This window comes from Streptomyces nidicola (genome assembly GCF_050106155.1).
Taxonomy (GTDB): domain Bacteria; phylum Actinomycetota; class Actinomycetes; order Streptomycetales; family Streptomycetaceae; genus Streptomyces.
Genome location: NZ_JBNBPI010000002.1, coordinates 1 through 20,982, shown reverse-complemented (window position 1 = coordinate 20,982; position 20,982 = coordinate 1). Strand labels below are relative to the sequence as shown.

General features: G+C 70.6%; 18 protein-coding genes and 1 pseudogene. 12 read left to right on the top strand and 7 right to left on the bottom strand.

Annotation, left to right across the window (positions count from 1 at the left end):
* Positions 1-631 (top strand): annotated as a pseudogene (locus tag ACOKM3_RS42540) (DUF2993 domain-containing protein); the annotation flags it as partial.
* A 1,054-nt stretch (positions 632-1,685) separates the two neighbouring features.
* The gene (locus ACOKM3_RS42535; protein ID WP_426895562.1) at positions 1,686-2,297 is read left to right on the top strand and encodes a hypothetical protein; all 612 of its coding nucleotides are present in this window, start codon (positions 1,686-1,688) and stop codon (positions 2,295-2,297) included.
* A gap of 320 nt (positions 2,298-2,617) precedes the next feature.
* Here the strand turns inward: ACOKM3_RS42535 and ACOKM3_RS42530 are convergent, their stop codons facing one another.
* Entirely contained in the window at positions 2,618-3,061 is a 444-nt protein-coding gene (locus ACOKM3_RS42530) for a hypothetical protein (protein ID WP_426895560.1), read from the bottom strand.
* 23 nt (positions 3,062-3,084) lie between these two features.
* Between ACOKM3_RS42530 and ACOKM3_RS42525 the strand changes: the two genes are divergently transcribed.
* A complete protein-coding gene (locus ACOKM3_RS42525; RefSeq protein WP_426895558.1) occupies positions 3,085-3,648 on the top strand; it encodes a hypothetical protein in 564 nt (187 codons plus the stop codon).
* A gap of 329 nt (positions 3,649-3,977) precedes the next feature.
* Here ACOKM3_RS42525 and ACOKM3_RS42520 read toward each other — a convergent pair whose 3' ends face one another.
* Positions 3,978-4,733 (bottom strand): alpha/beta hydrolase family protein, encoded by a 756-nt coding sequence (locus tag ACOKM3_RS42520; RefSeq protein WP_426895556.1) that lies wholly within the window; start codon positions 4,731-4,733, stop codon positions 3,978-3,980.
* A gap of 371 nt (positions 4,734-5,104) precedes the next feature.
* On the opposite strand from ACOKM3_RS42520, the gene ACOKM3_RS42515 reads away from it, so the two are divergent.
* On the top strand, positions 5,105-5,236 hold the full coding sequence (locus ACOKM3_RS42515; protein WP_426895554.1) for a hypothetical protein: 132 nt from the start codon (positions 5,105-5,107) through the stop codon (positions 5,234-5,236).
* Between the two features lie 78 nt (positions 5,237-5,314).
* On the opposite strand, the gene ACOKM3_RS42510 is transcribed toward ACOKM3_RS42515, so the two are convergent.
* Entirely contained in the window at positions 5,315-5,497 is a 183-nt protein-coding gene (locus ACOKM3_RS42510) for a hypothetical protein (RefSeq protein ID WP_426895552.1), read from the bottom strand.
* A gap of 822 nt (positions 5,498-6,319) precedes the next feature.
* Between ACOKM3_RS42510 and ACOKM3_RS42505 the strand changes: the two genes are divergently transcribed.
* Positions 6,320-6,511 carry a hypothetical protein gene (locus tag ACOKM3_RS42505; RefSeq protein WP_426895551.1) on the top strand — a complete coding sequence of 64 codons (192 nt, stop codon included), beginning with the start codon at positions 6,320-6,322 and terminating at the stop codon, positions 6,509-6,511.
* Positions 6,512-6,723: 212 nt separating this feature from the next.
* On the opposite strand, the gene ACOKM3_RS42500 is transcribed toward ACOKM3_RS42505, so the two are convergent.
* Positions 6,724-7,377, bottom strand: coding sequence for a class I SAM-dependent methyltransferase (locus ACOKM3_RS42500; protein ID WP_426895549.1), 654 nt, complete (start codon positions 7,375-7,377; stop codon positions 6,724-6,726).
* A 679-nt stretch (positions 7,378-8,056) separates the two neighbouring features.
* On the opposite strand from ACOKM3_RS42500, the gene ACOKM3_RS42495 reads away from it, so the two are divergent.
* The 3 genes from ACOKM3_RS42495 to ACOKM3_RS42485 all read left to right on the top strand — a co-directional run bounded on the left by ACOKM3_RS42495 (position 8,057) and on the right by ACOKM3_RS42485 (position 11,633).
* Positions 8,057-8,713 (top strand): hypothetical protein, encoded by a 657-nt coding sequence (locus ACOKM3_RS42495; RefSeq protein ID WP_426895547.1) that lies wholly within the window; start codon positions 8,057-8,059, stop codon positions 8,711-8,713.
* A gap of 624 nt (positions 8,714-9,337) precedes the next feature.
* Positions 9,338-10,186: an acyl-CoA thioester hydrolase/BAAT C-terminal domain-containing protein gene (locus ACOKM3_RS42490; RefSeq protein ID WP_426907046.1), complete on the top strand. Its 849-nt coding sequence runs from the start codon at positions 9,338-9,340 to the stop codon at positions 10,184-10,186.
* 493 nt (positions 10,187-10,679) lie between these two features.
* Positions 10,680-11,633, top strand: a complete 954-nt coding sequence (locus tag ACOKM3_RS42485) for an IS481 family transposase (RefSeq protein ID WP_426906061.1) — start codon at positions 10,680-10,682, stop codon at positions 11,631-11,633.
* Here ACOKM3_RS42485 and ACOKM3_RS42480 read toward each other — a convergent pair.
* Positions 11,630-11,833, bottom strand: a complete 204-nt coding sequence (locus ACOKM3_RS42480; protein ID WP_327658665.1) for a cold-shock protein — start codon at positions 11,831-11,833, stop codon at positions 11,630-11,632. The genes ACOKM3_RS42485 and ACOKM3_RS42480 overlap by 4 nt on opposite strands.
* A gap of 461 nt (positions 11,834-12,294) precedes the next feature.
* Positions 12,295-13,257: a S41 family peptidase gene (locus ACOKM3_RS42475; RefSeq protein WP_426907045.1), complete on the bottom strand. Its 963-nt coding sequence runs from the start codon at positions 13,255-13,257 to the stop codon at positions 12,295-12,297.
* Positions 13,258-14,001: 744 nt separating this feature from the next.
* Between ACOKM3_RS42475 and ACOKM3_RS42470 the strand changes: the two genes are divergently transcribed.
* The 4 genes from ACOKM3_RS42470 (at position 14,002) to ACOKM3_RS42455 (ending at position 17,006) form a co-directional block, all read left to right on the top strand.
* The gene (locus ACOKM3_RS42470; protein WP_426907044.1) at positions 14,002-14,445 is read left to right on the top strand and encodes an effector-associated constant component EACC1; all 444 of its coding nucleotides are present in this window, start codon (positions 14,002-14,004) and stop codon (positions 14,443-14,445) included.
* Between the two features lie 174 nt (positions 14,446-14,619).
* Positions 14,620-14,877: a hypothetical protein gene (locus ACOKM3_RS42465; protein ID WP_426907043.1), complete on the top strand. Its 258-nt coding sequence runs from the start codon at positions 14,620-14,622 to the stop codon at positions 14,875-14,877.
* Positions 14,874-16,430: a helix-turn-helix domain-containing protein gene (locus ACOKM3_RS42460; protein WP_426907042.1), complete on the top strand. Its 1,557-nt coding sequence runs from the start codon at positions 14,874-14,876 to the stop codon at positions 16,428-16,430. The genes ACOKM3_RS42465 and ACOKM3_RS42460 overlap by 4 nt, the downstream gene beginning before the upstream one ends.
* Entirely contained in the window at positions 16,431-17,006 is a 576-nt protein-coding gene (locus ACOKM3_RS42455) for a transcriptional regulator (protein ID WP_426907041.1), read from the top strand. It begins immediately after the preceding gene.
* Between the two features lie 935 nt (positions 17,007-17,941).
* Here the strand turns inward: ACOKM3_RS42455 and ACOKM3_RS42450 are convergent.
* Positions 17,942-20,536 (bottom strand): helicase associated domain-containing protein, encoded by a 2,595-nt coding sequence (locus ACOKM3_RS42450; protein ID WP_426907040.1) that lies wholly within the window; start codon positions 20,534-20,536, stop codon positions 17,942-17,944.
* Positions 20,537-20,982 lie beyond the last annotated feature (446 nt).

Here is a 20,982-nt window from a genome sequence, read left to right as displayed (position 1 = left end):
CGTCGGCAGCCTCTCGTCTTCCGTGAAGGGCGCCGTCCTGAGCAGGGTCCGCGGCGACGTGTTTCTGTCCTTCGACGACCTCAACCGTGAAGTCGGCGTGTCCCGGGTGAGGTTGGCGCCCGGCAGGCAGCCCAACACGGTGCAGGCCAAGGGGGGCCTCCCGATGGCCGGCAAGAAGGCCGAGATCCGTGGCCGCGCACACCTGGAGCGGACCGGCGGCCGGGGTCTGGCGCTGTCCGTGGAAGACACCAGGATCGTGATCCCGGGTCTGCTCACCTACACCCCCGGCAAGGGCGGCGGCCTCCAACTGACCGCACCCACCATCAACAAGATGGACGAACGCGAAACCGAACAGGCCACGGGCCGACCGCTCGTGCCGGGCCGACTCATGAAGGGCGGCGCCCTGGACGCGCTGGCCGATCACCCCGCGCTGCTCGAGCCCGCCGGCATCGACCCGTCGCTGATCGAGGGCCTGCGGAAGCTGCGGGAGCCGAAGGTCGCCCAGAAGATGGAGTTCTCGGCACAGCTCCCCAAGAACATGCCCGGCGACCTGCGCCTGCAGGACATCACGGTCACGACCGAGGGTATCCGCGCCCAACTCTCGGGCAGGGACGTGCGGTTGGGTACGTGATGCGTACGGTCGTCGGGCGGTCTGTGGCTGCGACCCGGTCATGCTCGCGTAGGGGCCGCGATGGGACAGCGGGGGCCGGGCGTGCAGTGCGGCCCCGGCATCGTCCACCGTGCCGACGGTGATGAGGTGGTCCCGCCCGGCGGGAGCGTGGGCTTTCGGTGTCCGGTTGGGTCGGTTGTTTCGCAGCGTCAGGGGGGGGCGGGCCTGGGGTGTGTCTCGGCTGCCTGCGCCGCCGGCGTCCTCGGCGGCGCTCAACTCGGCAGCAAGTGCGGCGGCCTGCCCGGTCTGTGGGCCATGGGGCGGGGGCTCGGGCCCCGCTGGAGTGTGGAGCGTGGTGAGGAGGGTTGGAGAGTGGATGTCGGAAGCACGGCTGCGTTACCCCGACGGGTTTGCGTGGTCTCGGATGGTGGAGCCGCGGTGGCGGAACCTGTTCGTGGTCCCGGTCTGTAGCACGGAGGTTGCCGGGGGAACGCTGGCGGTGTGACACGATCCGGCCTCCGTGCGGCAGCGGCAGCGCAGCGGGCGCCCGGCGAGCGCTCGCGGCCAGGGCTGCTGACCGGGGGGGATTCCTGGAGTCAGGACTGTCTGGGCTCGGGAACGCCCGCCACGCCTCGCGGGCGGCCGACGGGCATTCCCGACCGGCTGTTGAGCCCTGAGGGTGGGGGACCTGGACCGGTGTCCGCGGAGGCGAGGCCTGGCTGATCCGTGAGCTGCTCCGTATGGCGGGTGTGGGGGAGGTGTGGGCTGGGGCGGCGGCGTTGGTCCAGGTGGCGGTCGCCAGGGGGGTGTTGGCCGGCTGCCGTTTGTCGGGCGAGGGTGGTGAGCGGCTCGGGTTGTGGCAGTGGGTCCGTCGTTGCGGGGGGCTGTTGCGGGTCGGGGGTGTCCTCGTTCGGTTGTATCTGTGACACGCCCGGGGGTCCTAGGAAGGTGTGAGGTCGGGGGTTGTTTGTTGGGCTGTTTGGATGCAGCTGTACGTGTTATTCCGATTGCGTACGGTATGCACCTCTCGCAGGGTTGCGGTGAGTACTACTCGTCAACCGCGAAAAGGTAGATCATGCGTATTTCCCGGAAAGCCGGTCTGGTTGCTTCCACTGCGCTGTGCGGTGCCCTCGCCTTCGGTGTGGCCGGGCCGGCGTTCTCTGCTGTCACGGACTCGCCGGCCCGTAGTGCGTCCGCCGCTCCGGTGCCGGGCGCGGATGCGCTGGCCAAGCAGAATGCGGCACTGTCGGGTGCGGGCGCCGTCCTGCAGCCCGTGACCGGTCTCGTCGCGGGAGTACTCAAGGCCCCCGACGGCAAGCTGCCCAAGGACGAGGCCACCAAGCACGCGGCCGACGTCAAGAAGGCGCTGGACGGCCTCACGGCCGACGCGAAGGCCGCGTCCGGCAAGGCGGGTGTACCGGGCGCCCGCGCGCAGGCCCCCGGCGCCGACCTCGTCGTTAAGGCCGCGGCGGACCTGCAGACCAAGGTGGACGCCCTCGTGAAGGCCTCCGCCGCGGGCGACGCAAAGGCGACCGCCGCCGCCTTGCAGGCGACGCTGACCGGGACGGTCAACGTGGTGGTCGCGATCGTGCTCGGCGGCGACCTGCCGGCGCCCGACCTGAAGGGCCTGCCGAAGCTGCCGACGCTGCCGGGTGTGTCCCCGGCCGAGACGCTGCCGTCGCTGTAGGCGTCTGAGGCAGTTCGAGGTAGGGGGAGGGGCCGGCCTGTTCGGGGCCGGCCCCTCCCTTTTTGCGCGTCACCCGAAACGGTCCGCTCATCGATACCCGAGAGAGCGCACCGGTATGGGCTGCCGGACCATGACGGTGATGGCACACGACTTCAAGCGGTTGTGGCCCAACTCCCCGCCCCCGGGCGGCTCGACGCCGCATGCCGTTTCTGCCCCAGGGCGACCACACGTTCCGCTGCAGCCGTACTTGGTGGCCACCTGGCAGCAGCTAAGGGCGGCATGCTGGCGTGCCTAGTTCCATGTCCGGCCGGGCTCGCCACCTACTGGTCGTCGCTGTCGTCCTGGTCCGTGAGGAATCCGCGCATCGGCGAGGGCGCCTCGGAAAGTACCTCACCCACGCTGAGCGGCAGGTCCACCGGGGCGGGCTCGGGTGCCGGGAGAATGGGCAGGCGCTTGACCAGCACTCCCTGGTCTGCGTGCACGTCGGTCTTGAGGTTGCCGTACCCGCGCAGGACCGCGGCGATGGCCTGATGCATGGTGCGGCGGCCGTCCCGGTGCAGGAGGGCCGCCGGCCCCTCGACGATGGCCTCACGCTGCTCGGTGGCTGCCGTCTCGCGCAGGGTGCGGGAGGTGAACCACTCCACGAACACGGCGCCGTCCTCCGCGTCGGTGATGACGACGCCATGGGCGCGGTCGCGCTCGCTGGTATCCGATCCCGGCAGGCCGATGCTGGCCAGGGCGTGACGCCCGGACCGTTTACTCACTGCCCGACGGAGCTCAGTTCCAGATGACCGCCACCCCGTCGCCCAGCGACCCCGGCCTGCTCTCCCGCCACGAACTCACCGTCGTCGCCGACTACTCCACCCTGCTGATCCAGGACGACGACGCCGACCTGGGCGAACCCGAACCCACCTGGTTCGACGCACTGGTGGAGAACTGGATCAACACGGCGCCCGGCGTCGTCGGAATCGGAGCCGCACGCCCCTTCGACGTTCCCGTCACTGTCGATGTGCGCCGCACACCCCCGGCCGACGACACGGAACTACAACAAGCCGACCACGTCACACAGGCCAGCCTCGCGCTCCCCTCAGGACGCCTGCTCATCTCCATGCAGGACACCCGCGACAAGATTCCCCGCATCCCCCTGGCCCCCGGAAACTACGCCGTGCGTATCTACTCCCATGGACTGGACACCGTCTCCGAAGACGGCCGGGAAGGCGAGGACCGCTACCACGTGGCGCTCTGGCCCACCGACGAGGACCACCCGGCCCAGGTCCTCAAGCGCTACCCCGAACCCCTTCCCGGCGGCTGGTTCGGATCACCGGGCGGGCCAAAGGGAAGACGCCCATGAACGGGCAGAGCACGGCCCTTCTCCCCGCTGATGGGTGGCGAAGCCGCGCTACTGCCCCAGAAGGCTGGTGTGCCGCCCGGTGGTGCCGTGCTGCGTGTGTGCCTGGCGGCCCCCCCCGGGGGCGTCCTGGCCTGCTGTGCCGCATCCGGTGGCTGTGTCGCATCCGGTGGCGGGGGCGGGTTGGGCCGGGACCGAAACGACGGTGCACCGCGTGCGGTTCGGTTCACGTCACACGGCAGCGGATGCCCGACTGCTCGAGGGCCGATCGGCGCGCTGGGCGGGCGGTCACGTACCGGCCCCGGCTCGGGGCGGGGGGGGGCTCTGGCTGTTCAGGGTTGGGGTTGGTCGAGGTATTGGTCGGCCCAGGCGCTGATGATGTGTGCGGCGCGCTGTGCCTGCCCGCGTGCGGTCAGGAGGTGGTCGGCGCCTTCGAGGGAGATGAAGCTGCGGGGGTGGCGGGCTTCCTGGAAGATTTCGGCGGCGTTGTCGATGTCGACGGTGGAGTCGGTGGGGGAGTGCGTGACCAGCAGGGGAAGGTTCAGTTCACCGATTCGGTCGCGCAGGTGGGCTTTGCGGACGTCTTCGACGAAGGCGCGTTTGAGGACGAGGGTGCGTCCGCCGACGAACCATTGGTGGGAGCCGTCGCTGAGGACGCGGTCGAGGACGGTGTCGTACTGCCGCTCGACGTGGCTGGGGTCGACGGGTGCGGCGATCGTGGCCAGGGCCCGCAGCCCGGGGATGTCGCGGGCGGCGGCGAGGGCGGCGGCGCCGCCCCAGGAGTGCCCCACCAGCAGATCCACGGGAGTCCCGCGTTCGGCCATGAAGGCCGCGGCGCGGATGGTGTCCTGGACTTTGACGGTGAAGGAGCCGTCGCCCCAGTCGCCGTCGGAGTCGCCGATGCCGAGGTTGTCGAAGCGGAGTGTGCCGATGCCCTCGCGGGCCAGTTGTTTGCTGACGCGGGAGGCGGCGGGGGAGTCCTTGCCGAGGGTGAAGCCGTGTGCGAAGAGTCCCCAGCCGCGGATCTCGCCCTCGGGCAGGTCGATCACTCCGGCGAGTTCGGGGCCGACGACGCTGGGGAATTTCACTTTTTCTTTCACTGTGGTGCTCACCTTGGCAGGAACCGGTCGGGGGCGGGTGGACGCGCGTGGCACCGGCCGGTGCCGCCGCGGGCCGGTGAGCAGCATGCCATGTACGGATCATCATGTTCGACGGGCCGGGGTCCGCTCGGAGCGGGCCCCGGCCGTCTCCGCCGGCGTGCACCGGCCGGCCCTGGGGCTTGGCTGGAGGCGGCCCCTGCTGTGTCTCGCTGTGTCTGCTCACGGATGGTGTGACGCGGGGGAGTGCGGGGGGCGCCGGTGGGGCAGCGGGCAGACCGGGGCCTGTCTCGTCGCACGTGCCCGGGCCTGGCCTTCCTCGTCAATGCCGGGGGCGGCGTCGAGGAGCGGAGCGGAAGGTTTTGCTGTCCGCGCCGGGCCGCGGCCCGGGCGGCGTGGGCCCCGGCGTGAACGTCATGTACGGCCGGGGCATGACGGACTCGCCCTCCATGCCCTACGACGGCTGGAAGATGTTCTACCGGCCCTGCCTGTGACACCCCGCTGCCAGCACCCCACCCCACCGTGCGTGCGGGCAGGGCCGTGACGGCGCCGGGCTCCGCGTGGTCGTGGTGCTATCGGGCGAGTGGTACGCCCCCGCCGAGCAGCGCGTCGACGATCGACGTCGCCGCTTCCAGGCCGGCCTGCTCTTTGGGCGTCAGTTCCTGGGGGTTGTCGTCGGCTGCCGCCATACCGGCGCCGCCGAGGACGGCGCAGGCCGCCAGCAGGGTGGACATGAACAGGGCGCGGATACGCATGGAGTTCTCCCGTCTCTGCTCGCCCCGTGTCTCCGGTCCGATGACGGGGGGAGGGGGCGGGGCGGGCACGTCGCCGATCTGTGGCTTTGGCACGGTCATTGAACCGGGGCGGCCCGGCGCGGTCGGTGACGACACGGCCGGGGCGCCGTCAGAACCCCACGGCCGGGGGCTGCGCGGCTTCCGGGTACGGGCCCGTGAGCGCAAGCCGCGAGCTCTCGGCCCCTCCACGCTCGCCCCGGGCGGAAGCTGAGCAGGCGTGGTCCGCAGCATGCGGATCGACGGCAGAGCGGACCAGGCTGACTTTTGCCCTCTCTGGCGCGGCCGACGGCATGGCGCGGCGGACCTTGGGGCAGGCTCGCGGGGAGGCCGGCGTCGAGTCGGAACGGCACGGTTCGGGCAGGGAGCCGTCCGGTGGATTGCCCGCCTGGGCCGGTGTGAGACCCGTTGTGAGACCCGTAACGAACTTCCATGATCAATTTCCGCCGTGCCCGGCCCGCCGCCTGGCGTCCCCCCCCGGACACGTCGACAGCCGGGGGCCCATTCGAGCGGAGCACGGCAGATGTACCCGTTCGCCCTGGGAGGCGTCCACTACGGCGGCGGGCCGGTCTCGGACCGGGTGGGGACACCGCTGCTCGTCCTGGTGGCCGGTGGCTTGCGTCCGGGTGCTCTGGCCGCGCAGGTGAGTCCCCTGGCATACGGGCGCGGGAGCGGGAGAATCCTCGGTGGCGCTGCTCCCTGACCGGCTGGAGATGCCGCTCCTGATCGTGTTCCTCGTCGCGACGGCCGTGGGGTGGATCGCGGGCATCCGCACCCTGGGCCGCGGTGCGGCGCGACCGGCGCCTCGGCCGCACCGGCACCCGCCTGAGCCGGTTCCTGCTCACCCGTACCGGCCTGGTGGCCGTCTTCGTCGTGCTGGCGCTGTGCGCGGCGCTCGTCCTCGCGGTCGGCGGCGACGACTGTCCCTCGACGGATTTCGCCGGGAAGTGCCGTATGCCCCGCCGCATGAACTGGTAGCCGCACCGGCTTGATCCGTGGGCGGGGGTACACGGGACGGTATCCAGGAGCCCACGGCGGAGGTCCAGGTGGCACAGGGCGGCCCGCAGAAGAAGAAACATCGCTGGTCACGGGCTTGCAGTGGCACCCGGGCGCAGGGGCGCGTTGCCGCTACGCCGGGGCGGCCGGCCCGTTGGCGGATCCGCTCGTCCTCCTCGGAAGGCGAGGCCCCGTCAGCGCCTTTCGGGCTTCCGTGCCAGGAGGCAGGCGTGCGGCCTGCTCACGCGTTTGGCGGGCTCCTGTTCCAGTCTCGCGGTGACGGCGAGTCCGGCCTGCTCGAGCAGGCCGGCCATGGTCTCCAGGGGCAGGAGGTAGGACGCGTAGGACACCGGGTGGCCGTAGCCGTGGGTCGGCCGCAGCCGTTCATCGCCGACGTAGTCTCCCCAGAGCAGGTGGCCGCCGGGTGCGAGCGTGCGGTGGAACTCGGCGAACACCGCCGGCAGCCACTGCGGGGGCGTGTGGTGGGTGGAGTACCAGGCCAGGATGCCGCCGAGGTTGCCGTCCTGCGTCTCCAGCGCGGTCATCGAGCCCTCGGTGAACCGCAGTTCCGGGTAGGCGCGTCTGGCCAGTGCGACCATCTTCGGCGACAGGTCGACGCCGAAGGCGGGCACCCCCAGCCCGGCCAGGTGCGCCGTCACACGGCCGGGGCCGCACCCCAGGTCCGCGACCGGCCCCAGGCCGGCGGTCCGCACGAGTTCGGCGAACCCGGCCAGCATCGCGCGGGACAGCGGGTCCATCGCGGCCGGCGGAGGCACACGTTGGACGTAATCGGCGGCGACCGTGTCGTAGGAGGCGCGGACGGCGGTCAGGTAGGAGAGTTCAGCCACGCGGGCGACCCTAGAGCAGGCAACTGACAGGCCGTGCCACGCCCTTCGTCCGACCTGCGCAACACCCACCACTGTCGCCCCCCCAGCCGCCACCCCACCCCGGTGACCGTTCCCGGCCACGGCACGGTGGTCACCCCTAGCGGCCGCCGTCATGCCCCCTCCGGAAATCCCGGCGCCACGGCATCCCGCCCGCTGAGAAGCTGCGCGTGACACACCAGAGCCGCCCGCTGCCACCGGCACCGGCGGCAACGGGGCCGCGGCGCGCACCCGCGCACCCGGTTCGAGGGCCGTCTCGCCCCCCGCCCACTCAACGCCCCGGCAGCCAGGATCAGCAGCCGAGCAGACGCACCCCTGTGCCGCATCACCGAACGGTCCCGGACCCGCAGGCACGGCAGGCGCGGCAGGCGCGGCGCCGGCGGCGGCCCGGGACTCCCGGCCGGGGCGAAGGTCCCGCCCCAGCCGGGCAGTTGCTCCCTATCTGTGCCTTTTCAAGGCGCTGTCACATGTCTGTGATGTTGTGTGCGGAATGCCTTGATGTGTGCCGCCTAGCTTCATGAGTACGCGGTCCCCACGACGCGTTCGACTCAGCCAACCCGCTCGACCTGCTCGACTCGTTCGACTTGTCCGACTCATGGAAAGGGGCCGGCGCATGCAGACCTCTCGTATTCTCCGCACGTCTGTGGCATCCGCCGTTCTCGGCCTCGGCGCCGTGACCGCCGTCGCCGCCACCGCCGAAGCCGCTCCGGCCTCCACCGGGCCCGCGGCCACCGCCACCGCCACTGCCTCCGCCGCCCAGCACACTGCCGCGGCGGGCCGTACCCAGACCCTGCCGCTCAGCGACGGCAGCACCGCGCACGTCACCCAGCTGCCCAACGGCAGCTACCAGGCCTGGATCACGCACAAGGGTGTGCGGATCGCGGCGCTGGACTTGGCGCACAAGACCCAGCGCGTGCACGGCTACACATACGTACTCAACCAGGCGAACGGCTTCGTCGGCGTGGTGCACCCCGGCGGCTGGCACAGCGAGCAGAACGTGCCCCAGCACCCGGCGAAGAAGCACACGCACCACAAGCACAACGACCACAAGAACAAGCACCACAAGAACAAGCACCACCAGAAGAAGCACCACACGAACCAGACCGGCAAGACCCGTGACATACGGCTCGCGGACGGCGCCACCGCCCACGTCACCAAGCTGCCCAACGGCACCTACCAGGCCTGGATCACCCGGCACGGCGTGCGTATCGCCGCCCTGGACGCCGGTCACAGCACGGCCCGCGCCCACGGCCACCACTACACGCTGAACGCCCACACCGGAGCCGTCCACCTGCGCTGACACTCCCGCAGCCCCCCCCGCCCCACCCCCGGCCCCGGCCCCTGCCCCCTTGCTCTGTGCGGCCGCAGGGGGCAGGGGTGAGGCGGTGGCAGGCCGGACATGGATCCCGAGCCGGGCCGTTCGCGGGAGAGGATGCGCAGACACCCGTGCGCTGCGGCCGGCCCACGGCACACGCACCACCCGGTCCACGTGCATCGACCGCGCAGCGCTCGACCCGCTCGTTGCGCGCTCGCCTCGCCGGGCGACTCGCTTAACGCCGCCTGGGAGTAGAGAACAGGGGAAACGGCGCCGCGACTGCGGGGTGCCACCGCTCCCACAGCCTGGGTGTCCTGCCGGCCGGGATCCCGCCCTCCCCTCTACGGCTGCCGGGGATGGGGAAGCCGGCCGGGACGGCGTTCCGCGGCTCCACCCAGGAGACTCCGACTGGCCCCATTCCGCGGATTCTTGGTGCAGATCAGGTGACTTGAGAGGGCCCCGGAGGGCAGAGCCCTGTGGGACACAGGATGGATGCTGCCGGCGGATATGCGGGGCGAGTTCGGCCGGCCTGGGAGGAGCAGCACAGCCGAGGGGGCTGCGCCGGCAGACTGGGGCGGACCGACCGGGGGAGGGGGGCATGTGGAGGTCATGGAGCGCGAACTGACCGATCCCTGGGAGGGTGTTCTGGTCGCTCCCGCCTGCGGCAGTGGTATCGGCGTTGTGGTGCTGGCGGGTTCCAGCGGGCGTATCGAACGGGAGAGAGCGCGCCTCCTCGCCCGGCAGGGCCTGACGGCCTTGTCGATCCGCTGGTTCGGCGGGCCGGGCCAGTCCCCGGGAATCTGCGAGATCCCCCTGGAGACCTTCACCGACGCCGTCGGCTTCCTCCGGGCGCACGGGGCAGCACGCATCGGCATCCTGGGCAGCTCCAAGGGGGCCGAGGCGGCTCTGCTCACGGCCGTGCACGATCCGCGCGTGGACGCGGTCATCGCGCTGTCGCCCACGTCGCGCGTCTGGTGCAACGTCGGACCGGGGCGCGACGGAGCGCAGCGCCCCTACCGGTCGTCCTGGACCTGGCGGGAACAGGCGCTGCCGTTCGTCCCGCTGGATGATTCCTGGACTCCCGCAGGGCCGGGCAGCGGGCCGGCCGCCATCCGCGGGTGGTACGAGCGCAGCGAGCTGACGTTCGCTCACCTGCTTCCTCCGGCGGAGATCGCCGTGGACCAGGCCCGGGCCGATCTCCTGCTGGTCGCGGGCGGAGACGACGCGATGTGGCCGTCCCTTCCCTTCGCCGAACAACTGGCCGCGCGCCGGCGCTCGGATGGGACCACCGTGCGTGTGATCGCCCGCCACGATGCCGGCCATCGCCCGCGGCTTCCTGGTGAGAGTGCCGCGCCGGCATCCCCGCAGTACCTGTACGGAGGTACGCCCGAAGCCGACGCGGCCTTGGGAGCGGCCGCCTGGCCCCACATCCTCAACTCACTCCGCGGCGGGGACTGACCCCAGGTCCATCGCGTCCACTTCATCCCGTTGTGCTTGTTCGCTTTGGTGCACGCCACTGGGGGCGCTGGAGGGCCGGCACGCAGCCGGCGGTGCAGCGATCGGCGGCCGGCATCGCCGTGCGAAGGCAGATGGGGCGCCCACCGTTTTTGGTGGACACCCCATGCCGGTGCTCGCGGGGGCTAGGGCCTGTCGTTTGGATCAGGCCGGGCTCGCGGGCCCTGGCACGCACGCTCGCGGCGTTGTCGTCGGTCGACGACGCTCCGCGTCGCCTCCCTCCTCCGCCTTGCGACCGCACGCTTCCCCAAGCTCTCGGCTTCGCTCGAGCAGGGGAGGCCCCATTACCCCGCTCCCTGATCCGGCCTGATCCAAACGACAGGCCCTAGCTGTGCTGTCTCGGCACGTTGGTGACGCCGGCGCGGTCTTGCATGGGTGAGGGCCGTCTGGTTTCGGTGGGGATTGCGACATCTACCGCCGAGTCCAGGAGGCCCTCATGTGCCACCGTAACGCGCCGCTGACCCCAACGGGCAGGCTGCGTCTGGCCGTGTGCATCGTCGAGGACGGTTGGCCGCTGCGCCGCGCCGCCGAGCGTTTCCAGGTCAGCCACACCACCGCCCAACGCTGGGCAGGCCGCTACCGAAAGTCGGGCTGGGCCGGCATGTACGACCGCTCCAGCCGCCCGCTCCACCAACGCCACAAGACCCCGGCCCCCGTCGAGGACGAGGTGGTCCGGCTGCGCCAGGAACACCGGATCGGGCCGCAGCGGATCGCGGTGCGCACGGGGATCGCCGCCTCGACCGTCCACCGCATCCTGCAGGCCCACCGGCTGCCGCCGCTGTCCTGCACGGACCGGGCCACCGGACGGCCCGTGCGCCGCTACGAACGCGCCCGGCCCGGCGAACTCGTCCACGTCGACGTCAAGAAGCTGGGCCGCATCCCCGACGGCGGCGGACACCGGACGCTGGGCCGGGCCGCGGGCCGCAAGAACCGGCAAGCGGCCGGAGTGGCCTACCTGCACACGGCGTTGGACGACCACTCCCGCCTCGCCTACACCGAGGACCTGCCCGACGAGAAGGCCGCCACCTGCGCCGGCTTCCTCGAGCGGGCCACCGCCTGGTTCGCCACCCGCGGCATCCCGGTCGAGCGGGTGCTGACCGACAACGCCTGGGCCTACACCAAGAACACCTGGGAACAGACCTGCCGCCGGCTGGGCATCAGCCCCCGCTGGACCAGGCCCTGGCGGCCGCAGACCAACGGCAAGGTCGAACGCTTCCACCGCACCCTGCTCGAGGAATGGGCCTACCAGCGGCCCTACACCTCGGACGCCGAACGCCGGGCAGCGTTTGACGACTGGCTCGACTGGTACAACTACCACCGACCCCACACCGGAATCGACGGCCACACACCAGCCAGCCGCGTCACCAACGTGTCAGAACAGCACACCTAGCCGCGCACGATGTTCTCGGCCTGCGGGCCCTTCTGGCCCTGGGTGACGTCGAAGCTGACCTTTTCGCCCTCGGCGAGCTCGCGGTAGCCGTTGCCGGAGATGTTGGAGTAGTGGGCAAACACGTCGGGGCCCCCGCCGTCCTGCTCGATGAAGCCGAAGCCCTTCTCGCTGTTGAACCACTTCACGGTGCCGCTGGCCATACGTCAGTCCTTCACATCACTCGAGTCGCTCCGTGGCGGACCGGCCCGGTTTCCACGAGCGCTCCCGGACGGGGGCACTCGGGAGTCATCCTGCCCCAGACACGTCGACGCCGGCCAGGACTTCGGGCGTCGACGGCCATGCAGGAACGGACCGCAACGCCGGTCAGCGACACCGCGGGCGCAATGTCCTGGCCGTCGGTGAGGACGTGGTGCTTGCTGCACCCGCGACGCACGGCAGGAAGGCAGGCAGGAATGGGCGGTCGGATGGAGTGCGGAGCCGGGCGAGGGGAGGCGCCGGGAGGCTCCGCGCTGCGCGTCGGCGGAGCCTCGCTGCGCTCGCTGAACGGCCCGCGGTGGCATGCGAGCCCGTCTTCACGAGGCCTTGCCGGCTCCGGCGTGGGCGCCTCGCCGAACACCGCGTTGGACATAGAGGCGGTATGCACCTGCCGTGCGGGGCACGGTCACGCATCCCGATGAAGAAACCGCACAGCCGGCGGCCCGATCGCGCTGCCCCGGGGTGTGGATCGCTCCCTACAAGCAGACTGACCGGACAGCCATGCGGTTGCGGCCTCCAGCACCCGGTCCCGCTTGCCGGCACGGCCGAGGCTGTCCACGACAACGGCGTCCGGCGGAATCGGGCCGTCGTACGTGCGGCCGGTGCGGTCGGCGTCCTTGTCCTCGGTCAGATTCAGGACGGCCCCGTCGGGCAGCCGGTGCGCCTTGTTCCCGGTGGGGACGCCCAACGTGTTCTGCCCGAACGAGCGCGTATCAGGACGCCCGCGGAAAGCCACCGCCACCGCCTCCCCGGCGCTGGCGGTGAAGCGGCCGTGGAGCACGGCAACCGGTACTGCCCCAACGCCCACGGGAGCGGCCGGCCCCCACCCCACCGGCTCCCCGTCAAGGAGCGGGCGCCCCTTGTCGATGGACCACACGGACTTCTCGCCCTCGGCGTCGACGAACGCACCTACGTCACCGTCGCCGAGGACCGTCCCCACGCTCGCGAGCATCGGCCACATGTTTCCCCCGCGGTTCCGGCGTAGATCGATCACCCAGCCGCAGGCCTTCGGCCGATTGGCTCTGGCTACGGCAGCCCGGCCTTCGCGCACGTACTGCTGAGAAACCCCGCGGGATCCGTGCACCCCCGGAAGCGACAGATGTCCGACCCGGCCACGCAGCGCCCGCCCTTTTACGGGCAGCCGGTCCGCCGCCCCGCTCTCCTGCTCCCTGGTGGCCTTCGCGCCGAAGAACTCTTCGGCCGCCTTGGGGACATAGAAGTGGCTGTGCCCGTCGGCCAGAGCGTTGACGGCCGACTCGATCGCCGGATACGTGTCGACCGGACGCTGTGCGCTGCCGGCCTGCCGGTACGCGGCCCGCCGCACCTTCGCCCAGTCGACGTCATGCCGATTCAGAGCGTTGTCTTCCATGATGCCCAACGCCTGGGAGAGGTAGGACCGGGCCCCGGCGGACATCTCCGCGCCGGGCGAGGGCGATTCCGGGCCCGTGCACCCACCAGCGGCAACAGCAATGCACACCAGGCCTGCGAGCCTGCGACTCAGCAAACGTCCGAAGCCCATCTGCCCCCCCCCTGGAGCGCGCCTGATCCCGTGCTGATCTTAACGCCGCAAGATCGGCGCGTTCTGGCTTTCCACTTCGCAAGAACGGCTGACGTACGGGAGAGCGGCATGCTCGCCCTCACCCGCGAGGAACAGGTCAACTCCGCCCGCCCGGCTGCCGGTCCGCTCTTCGAGTCGGCGGCCGAGGAATCCGGCCCCGGATCATCGCGTGCTTCCTGACCGGTGCGGACGCTCAGACAGCGGCGCAACGCGTTCGCGCACCGTCTGACCGACGACGCCGATCCCTCTGGCTCTGCCCCGCCCGCACCGGCCTTTGGCGCGGAGGCGGCCCAGGCAGCCCTGGGCCGAGTCGGTGCGCTGGCCGAGATGCCGGAAGCAGTACGCGCGCGGCACCTCCGCTCCACCGGCTGATGCGGCACCTGCTCGTCGCGAACTCTGCTTCCCGGCGGATGCTGAGACCGCCGCCGGCGGCGATCGCCCCAGCCCGCCACGATCCCCTTGTACAACGACGCCGCTGTCTGTTTGTAAGCCGGCCGCAGGCGGGGAGGATGAGCGGGCACACCACAACAGCGAGCGCGAACCCGGGGGAAACCAGTGCAGTTGGACGTCTGCGTCGCCGGGCCGCAGCCGGAGGACGACCTGCGGTCGCTGCACGACTGGCTGCGCCGCGAGCCCGCGGTCCGCGAAACGGCCCGTCTCGGCCTGCGTGATGCACCCGCCGCATCCGGCACCATGGGCTCCGCCCTGGACGTGCTGGAACTGGTCACGGGCAACGGGTGGAGCGCCGCCGCCTTCATCATGCCGGTCGTCACCTGGCGCAGCACCCGGCCCCGCCGCCCCCGCGTCACGGTGTGCCGCCAGAGCACATCCAGCCAGTCCTCTGGCCCTGCTGCTCTCGTCGGGGTGATCCGGCAGCGGGTTCCTTTCTTCCCGGTCTGCCGCGAGCAGGCCGTCCTGTGCCTGGACTCGTCCAGGGGGCTGGTTGCACCACGTCACCGCTCCGTGGCGCACGCGCTCCTGGCGGGCGAGGCCAGTTGAAGTCCGCCGGGAGGCGGCGTGACGGCAGATCTCGTGCACGTGCCCCTCTGGGGCGAGGGGCCCGGATGCAGGGCAGGGGAGGGGGTGAGCGATCATGCATCAATATAGGACCGTCTCAATATCGCGGACCATCAATAATTTGCACTCCGTCACTAAATTTGGCATGATGGGGTTGTGTCTGATGCGGGTGATGAACGTGAACTGGTCGCGGCGATGGCCGAATTGCAGGCCGCCGAAGAGCGGGTTGCCGAAGCGTTGCGCGTATTCCTGGCCCGGGACCCGGTGACGGGGCGTCCGGTGCACGGACGGATCGGGCGTGCCGCGCAGCTGACAGGCTGGGGAGAGCAGCGGGTCAAAGAAACGGCCACCCCCGCCCTCGCGGAACGGCGCAGGGCCAAGCGGGACAGCAGGGGCACGGAGGACCGGCGATGAGCGACTTCGACGCAATCGACTCCCTGCTCGCCTCCCTCACCCCGGAGGCCGAACTGCCCGAAGCGGCCGTGCGCCGTGACCTGCGCGAGCAAGCAGGCCTGTCGAAGGCACAGGTGGCCCGGACGCTGGGGGTGGGCCCGTCCACCGTCGCCGGCTGGGAGGCCGGCCGCGACCCCGCGGGACAGACCCGCACGAGGTACGCCTACCTCCTGGACGGCCTCGCCGCGAAGCTCGCCCCGGCCACCGGACCCGAAGCCGACGGTGCACAGCCGCCCGCCACCCCGGAAACGGCCACGCCGCCACCGGAGACAGCCGGAGCCGCCGACGGAGACGACGTCGAAACCCTGACCGCGCCCGAGCCCTGCGTCCTGTGCGGCAGCCCGGCAACACAGCGGGTGGCCGGCTTCCCACAGCACCTGGACCCAGCCGACTGCCACACCACAGCGCCCACACAGACCGCCCCCACCACATCGCAGCCCACCGCCACGCCGCCTCCCACCCGACCCGACCGCACACCCCCACACGCACCGCACCACGACCGCCGCAGCACCAAGCCGCCACCCCGGCGCGCCTTCCCGCCCGCAGACGACGCGAGCAGCCTCATCGCCTCCTCAGTACAGGCAGCACTGACCGCCCACGCCGGCGACGTCGAAGCAGCCACCGCAGCGCTGCTGAAGAAGGCGATCCCGGACGCCATGGCCCTGCTGGACGAAACCCGCAAGGGCGGCCGCTACGACGTCATCGCCCACCCCTGGCTGCCGGACATCCTCAAGAAGAAGTCCAAACACGACGCCGACCACATCTGGGAAGCCCGACCCAAATGGACGAGGCCCCAACTGCCACCCGGCACCCACGAGGTCACCGCCCTCGACATCAACGGCGCCTACCTGTCCGCCCTCAAAACCCACCTGCCCATCGGCCAGCTCGAACACTCCACCGACGGCCGCCACGACCGCCGCAGAGCCGGCGTCCACCTCATCACCCCACCGCACTGGAACCACGAGAACGTACTGCCCAACCCGCTCGGCCAGCGCGACGAACCCGGACCCCTGTGGGTCACCGAACCCACCCTGCGCCTCCTGCTGCGCCTGTCCGACCCCAAACACGCCCTGTGCGAGCCCCCCCAGATCCACGAGTCCTACACCTCGGGGGCCACCGAGGGCCTGCTGGAGAAGTTCCGCATCGCCCTCAAGGACGCCCGCGACACCGCCATCGCCCAGCAGGACCAGGTCACCCTGGAGTACGTGAAGGCCATGTACTCCAAATTCGTCTCGACCATGGGAACCTCGACCTACAACCGGGAACTGAACCGCCCCGACTGGATGCACCTCATCCGCAGCCAGGCCTTCGCCAACCTCTGGATGAAAACCCTCAAGGCCCACGAAGAAGGCCTCACCGTGGTCCGCGCGATGGGCACCGACGAACTCCACGTCATCGGCGACTGGCGGCGTGTCTTTCCCGAAGGGCGCGGCGTCACCGAGGTCAAAATCAAGGACACCTACACGGCGGGCGCGCCGCACGACGACGCGCTACAGGCGGGGGAGGATGACTAGATGCCCGACAGGAACCGGGAGTTCGGCAAGTTCGGCGCCCAGGGAATCAAGGGCTACCAGGCCGCGGCCCGCCAGCTCGACCAGCTCGCCGGCTTCATCGCCACCCCCATCACCCAGCGCCGCGGCATGCTCGCCCGCCTGCACTACCTCACCCGCACCCCACACGCGAAGGCCGCCGCCCGCACGGCCGGCCTGACCGTCTCCGAGCGCACCCTGAAACGCTGGGCGAGCGGCACGGCCGCACCATCGAAGAAGAGTCTCGCGCAGCTGGAGGCCGCCTACCTCCAGGTGCGCCGCCACAACGTCGCCCGCCACCTGCAGCAACGCCTCAACCGGCAAGGCCGCGGCACCCGCGTCGAGTTCCACCCCCTCAACCAGTCCCAGGTGAGCCGCCCCCTGCAGCGGGAGGTCTCCTTCCGCACCCTCAACGTCCGCCACTGGGACCGGATGGTGACCGCATGGGCGGCCGGCGACAAGGGAGCCATGGACACGGCCTGGTTCGACGACATCACCGCCGACCTCGGCTCCGACTACGGCGCCTACGAATACGTCATGAACATCGGCTTCGCCGCATGAGGGGCTGACGTAAGGGGCTCGGTAGCGCGGGCAAAACTCAGGCCAGATGGCCTCCAGTTGGCCAGGCTGATGAGACGCCACACGTCAGCGGCGTCTCTCGTCCGATTGCCGCCTGGGCCGAGCCACTCCTGTGCTCGCATCCTCCGGCAGCTCCCAGACGTCCGGACCCGCTGCGCCTGTCAGACGGACCGGAACACCTCGCCAGGCTCCGTAAGAGCGGCGTGCTCGCCCCCCGGATCAGGCTCGGGGCCTGACCGACCTGCGCATCTCAACTCCCCACCCGCATCGCGGCTGAGGAGCCTCGTCACGGGTGACCCATGCCCGGCAGCACTCCGTTTCAGGAAGGCACTTCCTTCTCCCGGGCGTCGGGGGCCGAGACGTCGGACTGATCAATGCGGCGGGGTGGCGGCACTCCTTGAACTTCATCCCCCCCCGCTGCGCCCGCCTTGTTGGATAACGAACACGTGCACACCACCACGGATGAGGCCGGCGCGGCCGGCGAGGTGACGCCGGAGCAGCTGCAATAAGGGGTGACTTCACTACTGACAGGCGATGTGCGCCGCAGCGAGATGACCGTAGGCGCTTGCGCGCACGGCTGCCCGATGTCGCTGAGTGGTTCGCCGATGAAGTGCCGACGGATTGGTAGCCGCAGGTAGCGATGCGCCCCGCCCAGTCCTCCCTCGCCGAGCCAACTTCCCCCGCGTCCGGGCATCACCAGGCCCGCACGCTGTGCACGCAGCCGCCCGAACGCCCCTACGGGACCAGGCGGGCACCGCAGCACCCCAGCCTTCCCCACGCCTCCAGCCCCCCGACCGCGCGCCTGCTGCCACCCCACACGACCGTCCACCACCCCACCAGTGACAACAAGCCCGCCCAAGTGGCACCTATCGTGCTTCGCCTCAGCAATCCTCAACGCGACAACAAGCTGTACGCCCCTACCAGCGCATGCCCAACTCGTCGAGTTCGGTCCGTCGTTGCTCGGTGAGCGTGTCCGCCCGGCGTCGGGTGTTTGACACCCACTGGCCCAACGCGACGGGGACGGTACCTTCCGGGGTGGTTTCCCGGCCCGTGGCGGCGGGCCCAGCCTCGTCGACGGGTACTTCCTCAACATGCTTGCGGGGCACGTTCAGGTGCCCTTCGCGGGATCGGTACTGGCGGGCGGCGGCGAGGTTGAGCCTCCACTTGTGGTCCTGCGTACGCCGTACGGGCAGCTCACCCTCACCTATGGGCTCGAGTCCGAGGACGTGTCCCAACAGCCAGACTTGCGCGGTCGACAGCTGGTCCCAGCCGTCCCGCTGCGCTGTGACCCACCGGCCGAGGTCTTCGCCCTGGACGACCACCTCACCCGCCACCATCGGCACCGCCCCACCGTCCCGGAGGCGGGCCTGGACCAACCTAAAACACCGCTGCCAGCCCACATCCCACACCGGGCACCAGCCGCCATCGATCTCCTCCAACGCCTCCCGCCGCGACGGTGACAGCGCGCCGGCCGCTGAGCCGACAGACTCACTCGCCTCGCGCCGCGCCTCGAACTGATCGGCCAGTTTCGCGGCAGCACGTTGGTTCTTGGCCCAGCTCCCGACCGGATACCCGTTCCACACCGCCCCCACCGGCGGCAGAAAATGCCCATGCACGCGCGCCCATTCCCGCGCCGCCGCCAGACCTTCCTCAAACGCGAGGTCCTGGTGCGACCACACCATCCCCAACGCATCGAGCTCCGCGACCCGCTCGCCCTCCAGCCGCCCGGCCCTACGGGTCTTGCGCTGCGTGGCCAACCACGTCCCCAACGCAAACCCCGCCGGCGACCACTGCCCAGGCGTGACGTAGTCGTACGGCACCCTCAGCTGCGCCGAGCCGGTCTCCTGCACATACCGGGCCGCAGCCTCCACCCCACGCCGCCAGTACGCACCCTCCGGCTCCAACACCCGCAGCCTGACAAACCGGGCCAGCAATGCCGGATCACGCGGACTGGAGAACTTCAGCAGCTCCCGCGCCCCCGCGCTCACCAAATCCACCGGCCCACCGCCGTCCCGGCCCCCGACGCCGTCCCCGAATCCATCCGCACTCTCGCCGGTATCGACGGCACCGGCTTCCTCACCGGTCCAACTGCCACTGCGCGGGCGGGAGTCGGCGAGCGCCTCGATCGTGTCCGCGTCGTGCGCGCGGAGCGCTTCAAGGATCTTGGCCAGGCCGCCGTACGTCTCAGACGTCAGCATGTCCTCGGGATCCTCGTCCTCTTCGAGGAATACCGGAACAATGAGAGAGGCGATCTTCCCCTGCCCCGGCTGCATGCGAAGGGCCCGGCCGACCATTTGCACGATATCGACCATCGAACCGCGCACATCACCGAACGCAATCGCATCCGCGACCGTGTCGACCCCCTCACCCAGCACCTTGACCGAGCTCAGTACCCGCAACGCCGCAGGCAACAGCTCCCGCCCAACACCAGCACACACACCGCCCCCCACCCCGGACACCGGGTGCTCAATGACACCGGAGGCGAACTCCTCGAGCACAGCCTGCCGACGGGCAGGCGCATGCCCGCCGTGCAGCCAGGAAGCCCACACCCGCTTCGGATCCGGATACGTCCGCGGATCCGCCTCCCACAACCGGGCCGCAACCCCCACGACCCCTTCAGCCATGGCCTCGGCCTCCACCACCCGGGAATGAAACGTCAGCAGCTTGCGCACCCTCTCCCGCGCGGCCGCCGTCAACACCCCCGCCTGCAGCGCAGCCAGCCGCCCACCCCGCACCCCATCCACCCCTGAGCCCAGCTGCGCCCGCCTGCCGTACTCCGGATCACGGATATCCACACACACCACCTGATACGGCGCCACCAGACCCCGCCCGATCGCCTCGGACAACGTGAGCCTGTACGCGACCGGCCCGAAAACGGGGGAGTCCTCACTCATACTCGCCACCAACCGCAGCCCCTCACCACCCCCACGCCCCTCAGCCGCCTCCCACATCCGCGGCGTCGCCGTCATATACAAACGCCGCCCAGCAGGCACCCTCTGCTGATCGTGCACCGCCGCCCACGGCTTCAGCCCGTCCCCACTGGTGCGGTGCGCCTCATCGACCACCACCAGGTCCCACGCCGCAAGACCGGCCGCATGCGCCCGCTCAAGAACGCCCACAGAGGCGTACGTGCCGAACACCGTCACCATGTCCAAGCCCCGCGTCCACGCGACGAGGTCACCCACGTCCGTGGTGCAGGGAACCCCCTGAGACTCCGACGCAGGCAGCGAACACGCCCCGATCATCGCTCCGGACCGGCCGCCGTCACGCCGCCAGGCCGCCGCGGTCTGCACGAGCAGACTCAGCGTCGGCACCAGCACCAACACCCGCCGCGCGCCCAGCTTCCGGGCAGTGGCGGCGGCGATGAGGGTCTTGCCGGAGCCGGTGGCGGCGATGCACTGGCACCGCAACCCTTCGGCCGGCAGGAGCCCGTCCGCGGGCGTCCCAAGAGCCCGCAGGACCGAGTCGACCGCCTCGACTTGATGCGGCCGCAGTACCTGCCCTGTCGGCACTCTTCTCTCCTATTGCGAGTTTCTCTGATAAACGCGGGCGCCGGTCAGCTGAAATAGTCGGGGAGCGACAGAACAAAATTCACTCGCCGAACCCCAGGTCCACTCATGGCTCTCCTTCATTGCCCCTTCCGAGCAAGGAGGGATGCGTCATGAGATCCGAACCTACCAGGGCCATTATTTTGACACACATACGCCTCCCTCGAGTTTGGCCGAAGTGATCGGGCTGGCACGGTCAGAGACTCGATCCGTCATTATCGATTCGGAGGCTGCACTCCCAGGGGGGGGAGGAGGGGATCGGATGGACCCAGACCTGACACACCATCAAGCTCCACCGAACACACCCCCGTTCGCAGCCAGCCCAAGGACAACGCGGAGCGTTGGCCGCCAGGCCGGATCGCGGAGCGATCCGAGCCGCCGGAGCCGCGAAGCGGCCCGGTTGGCGCCAC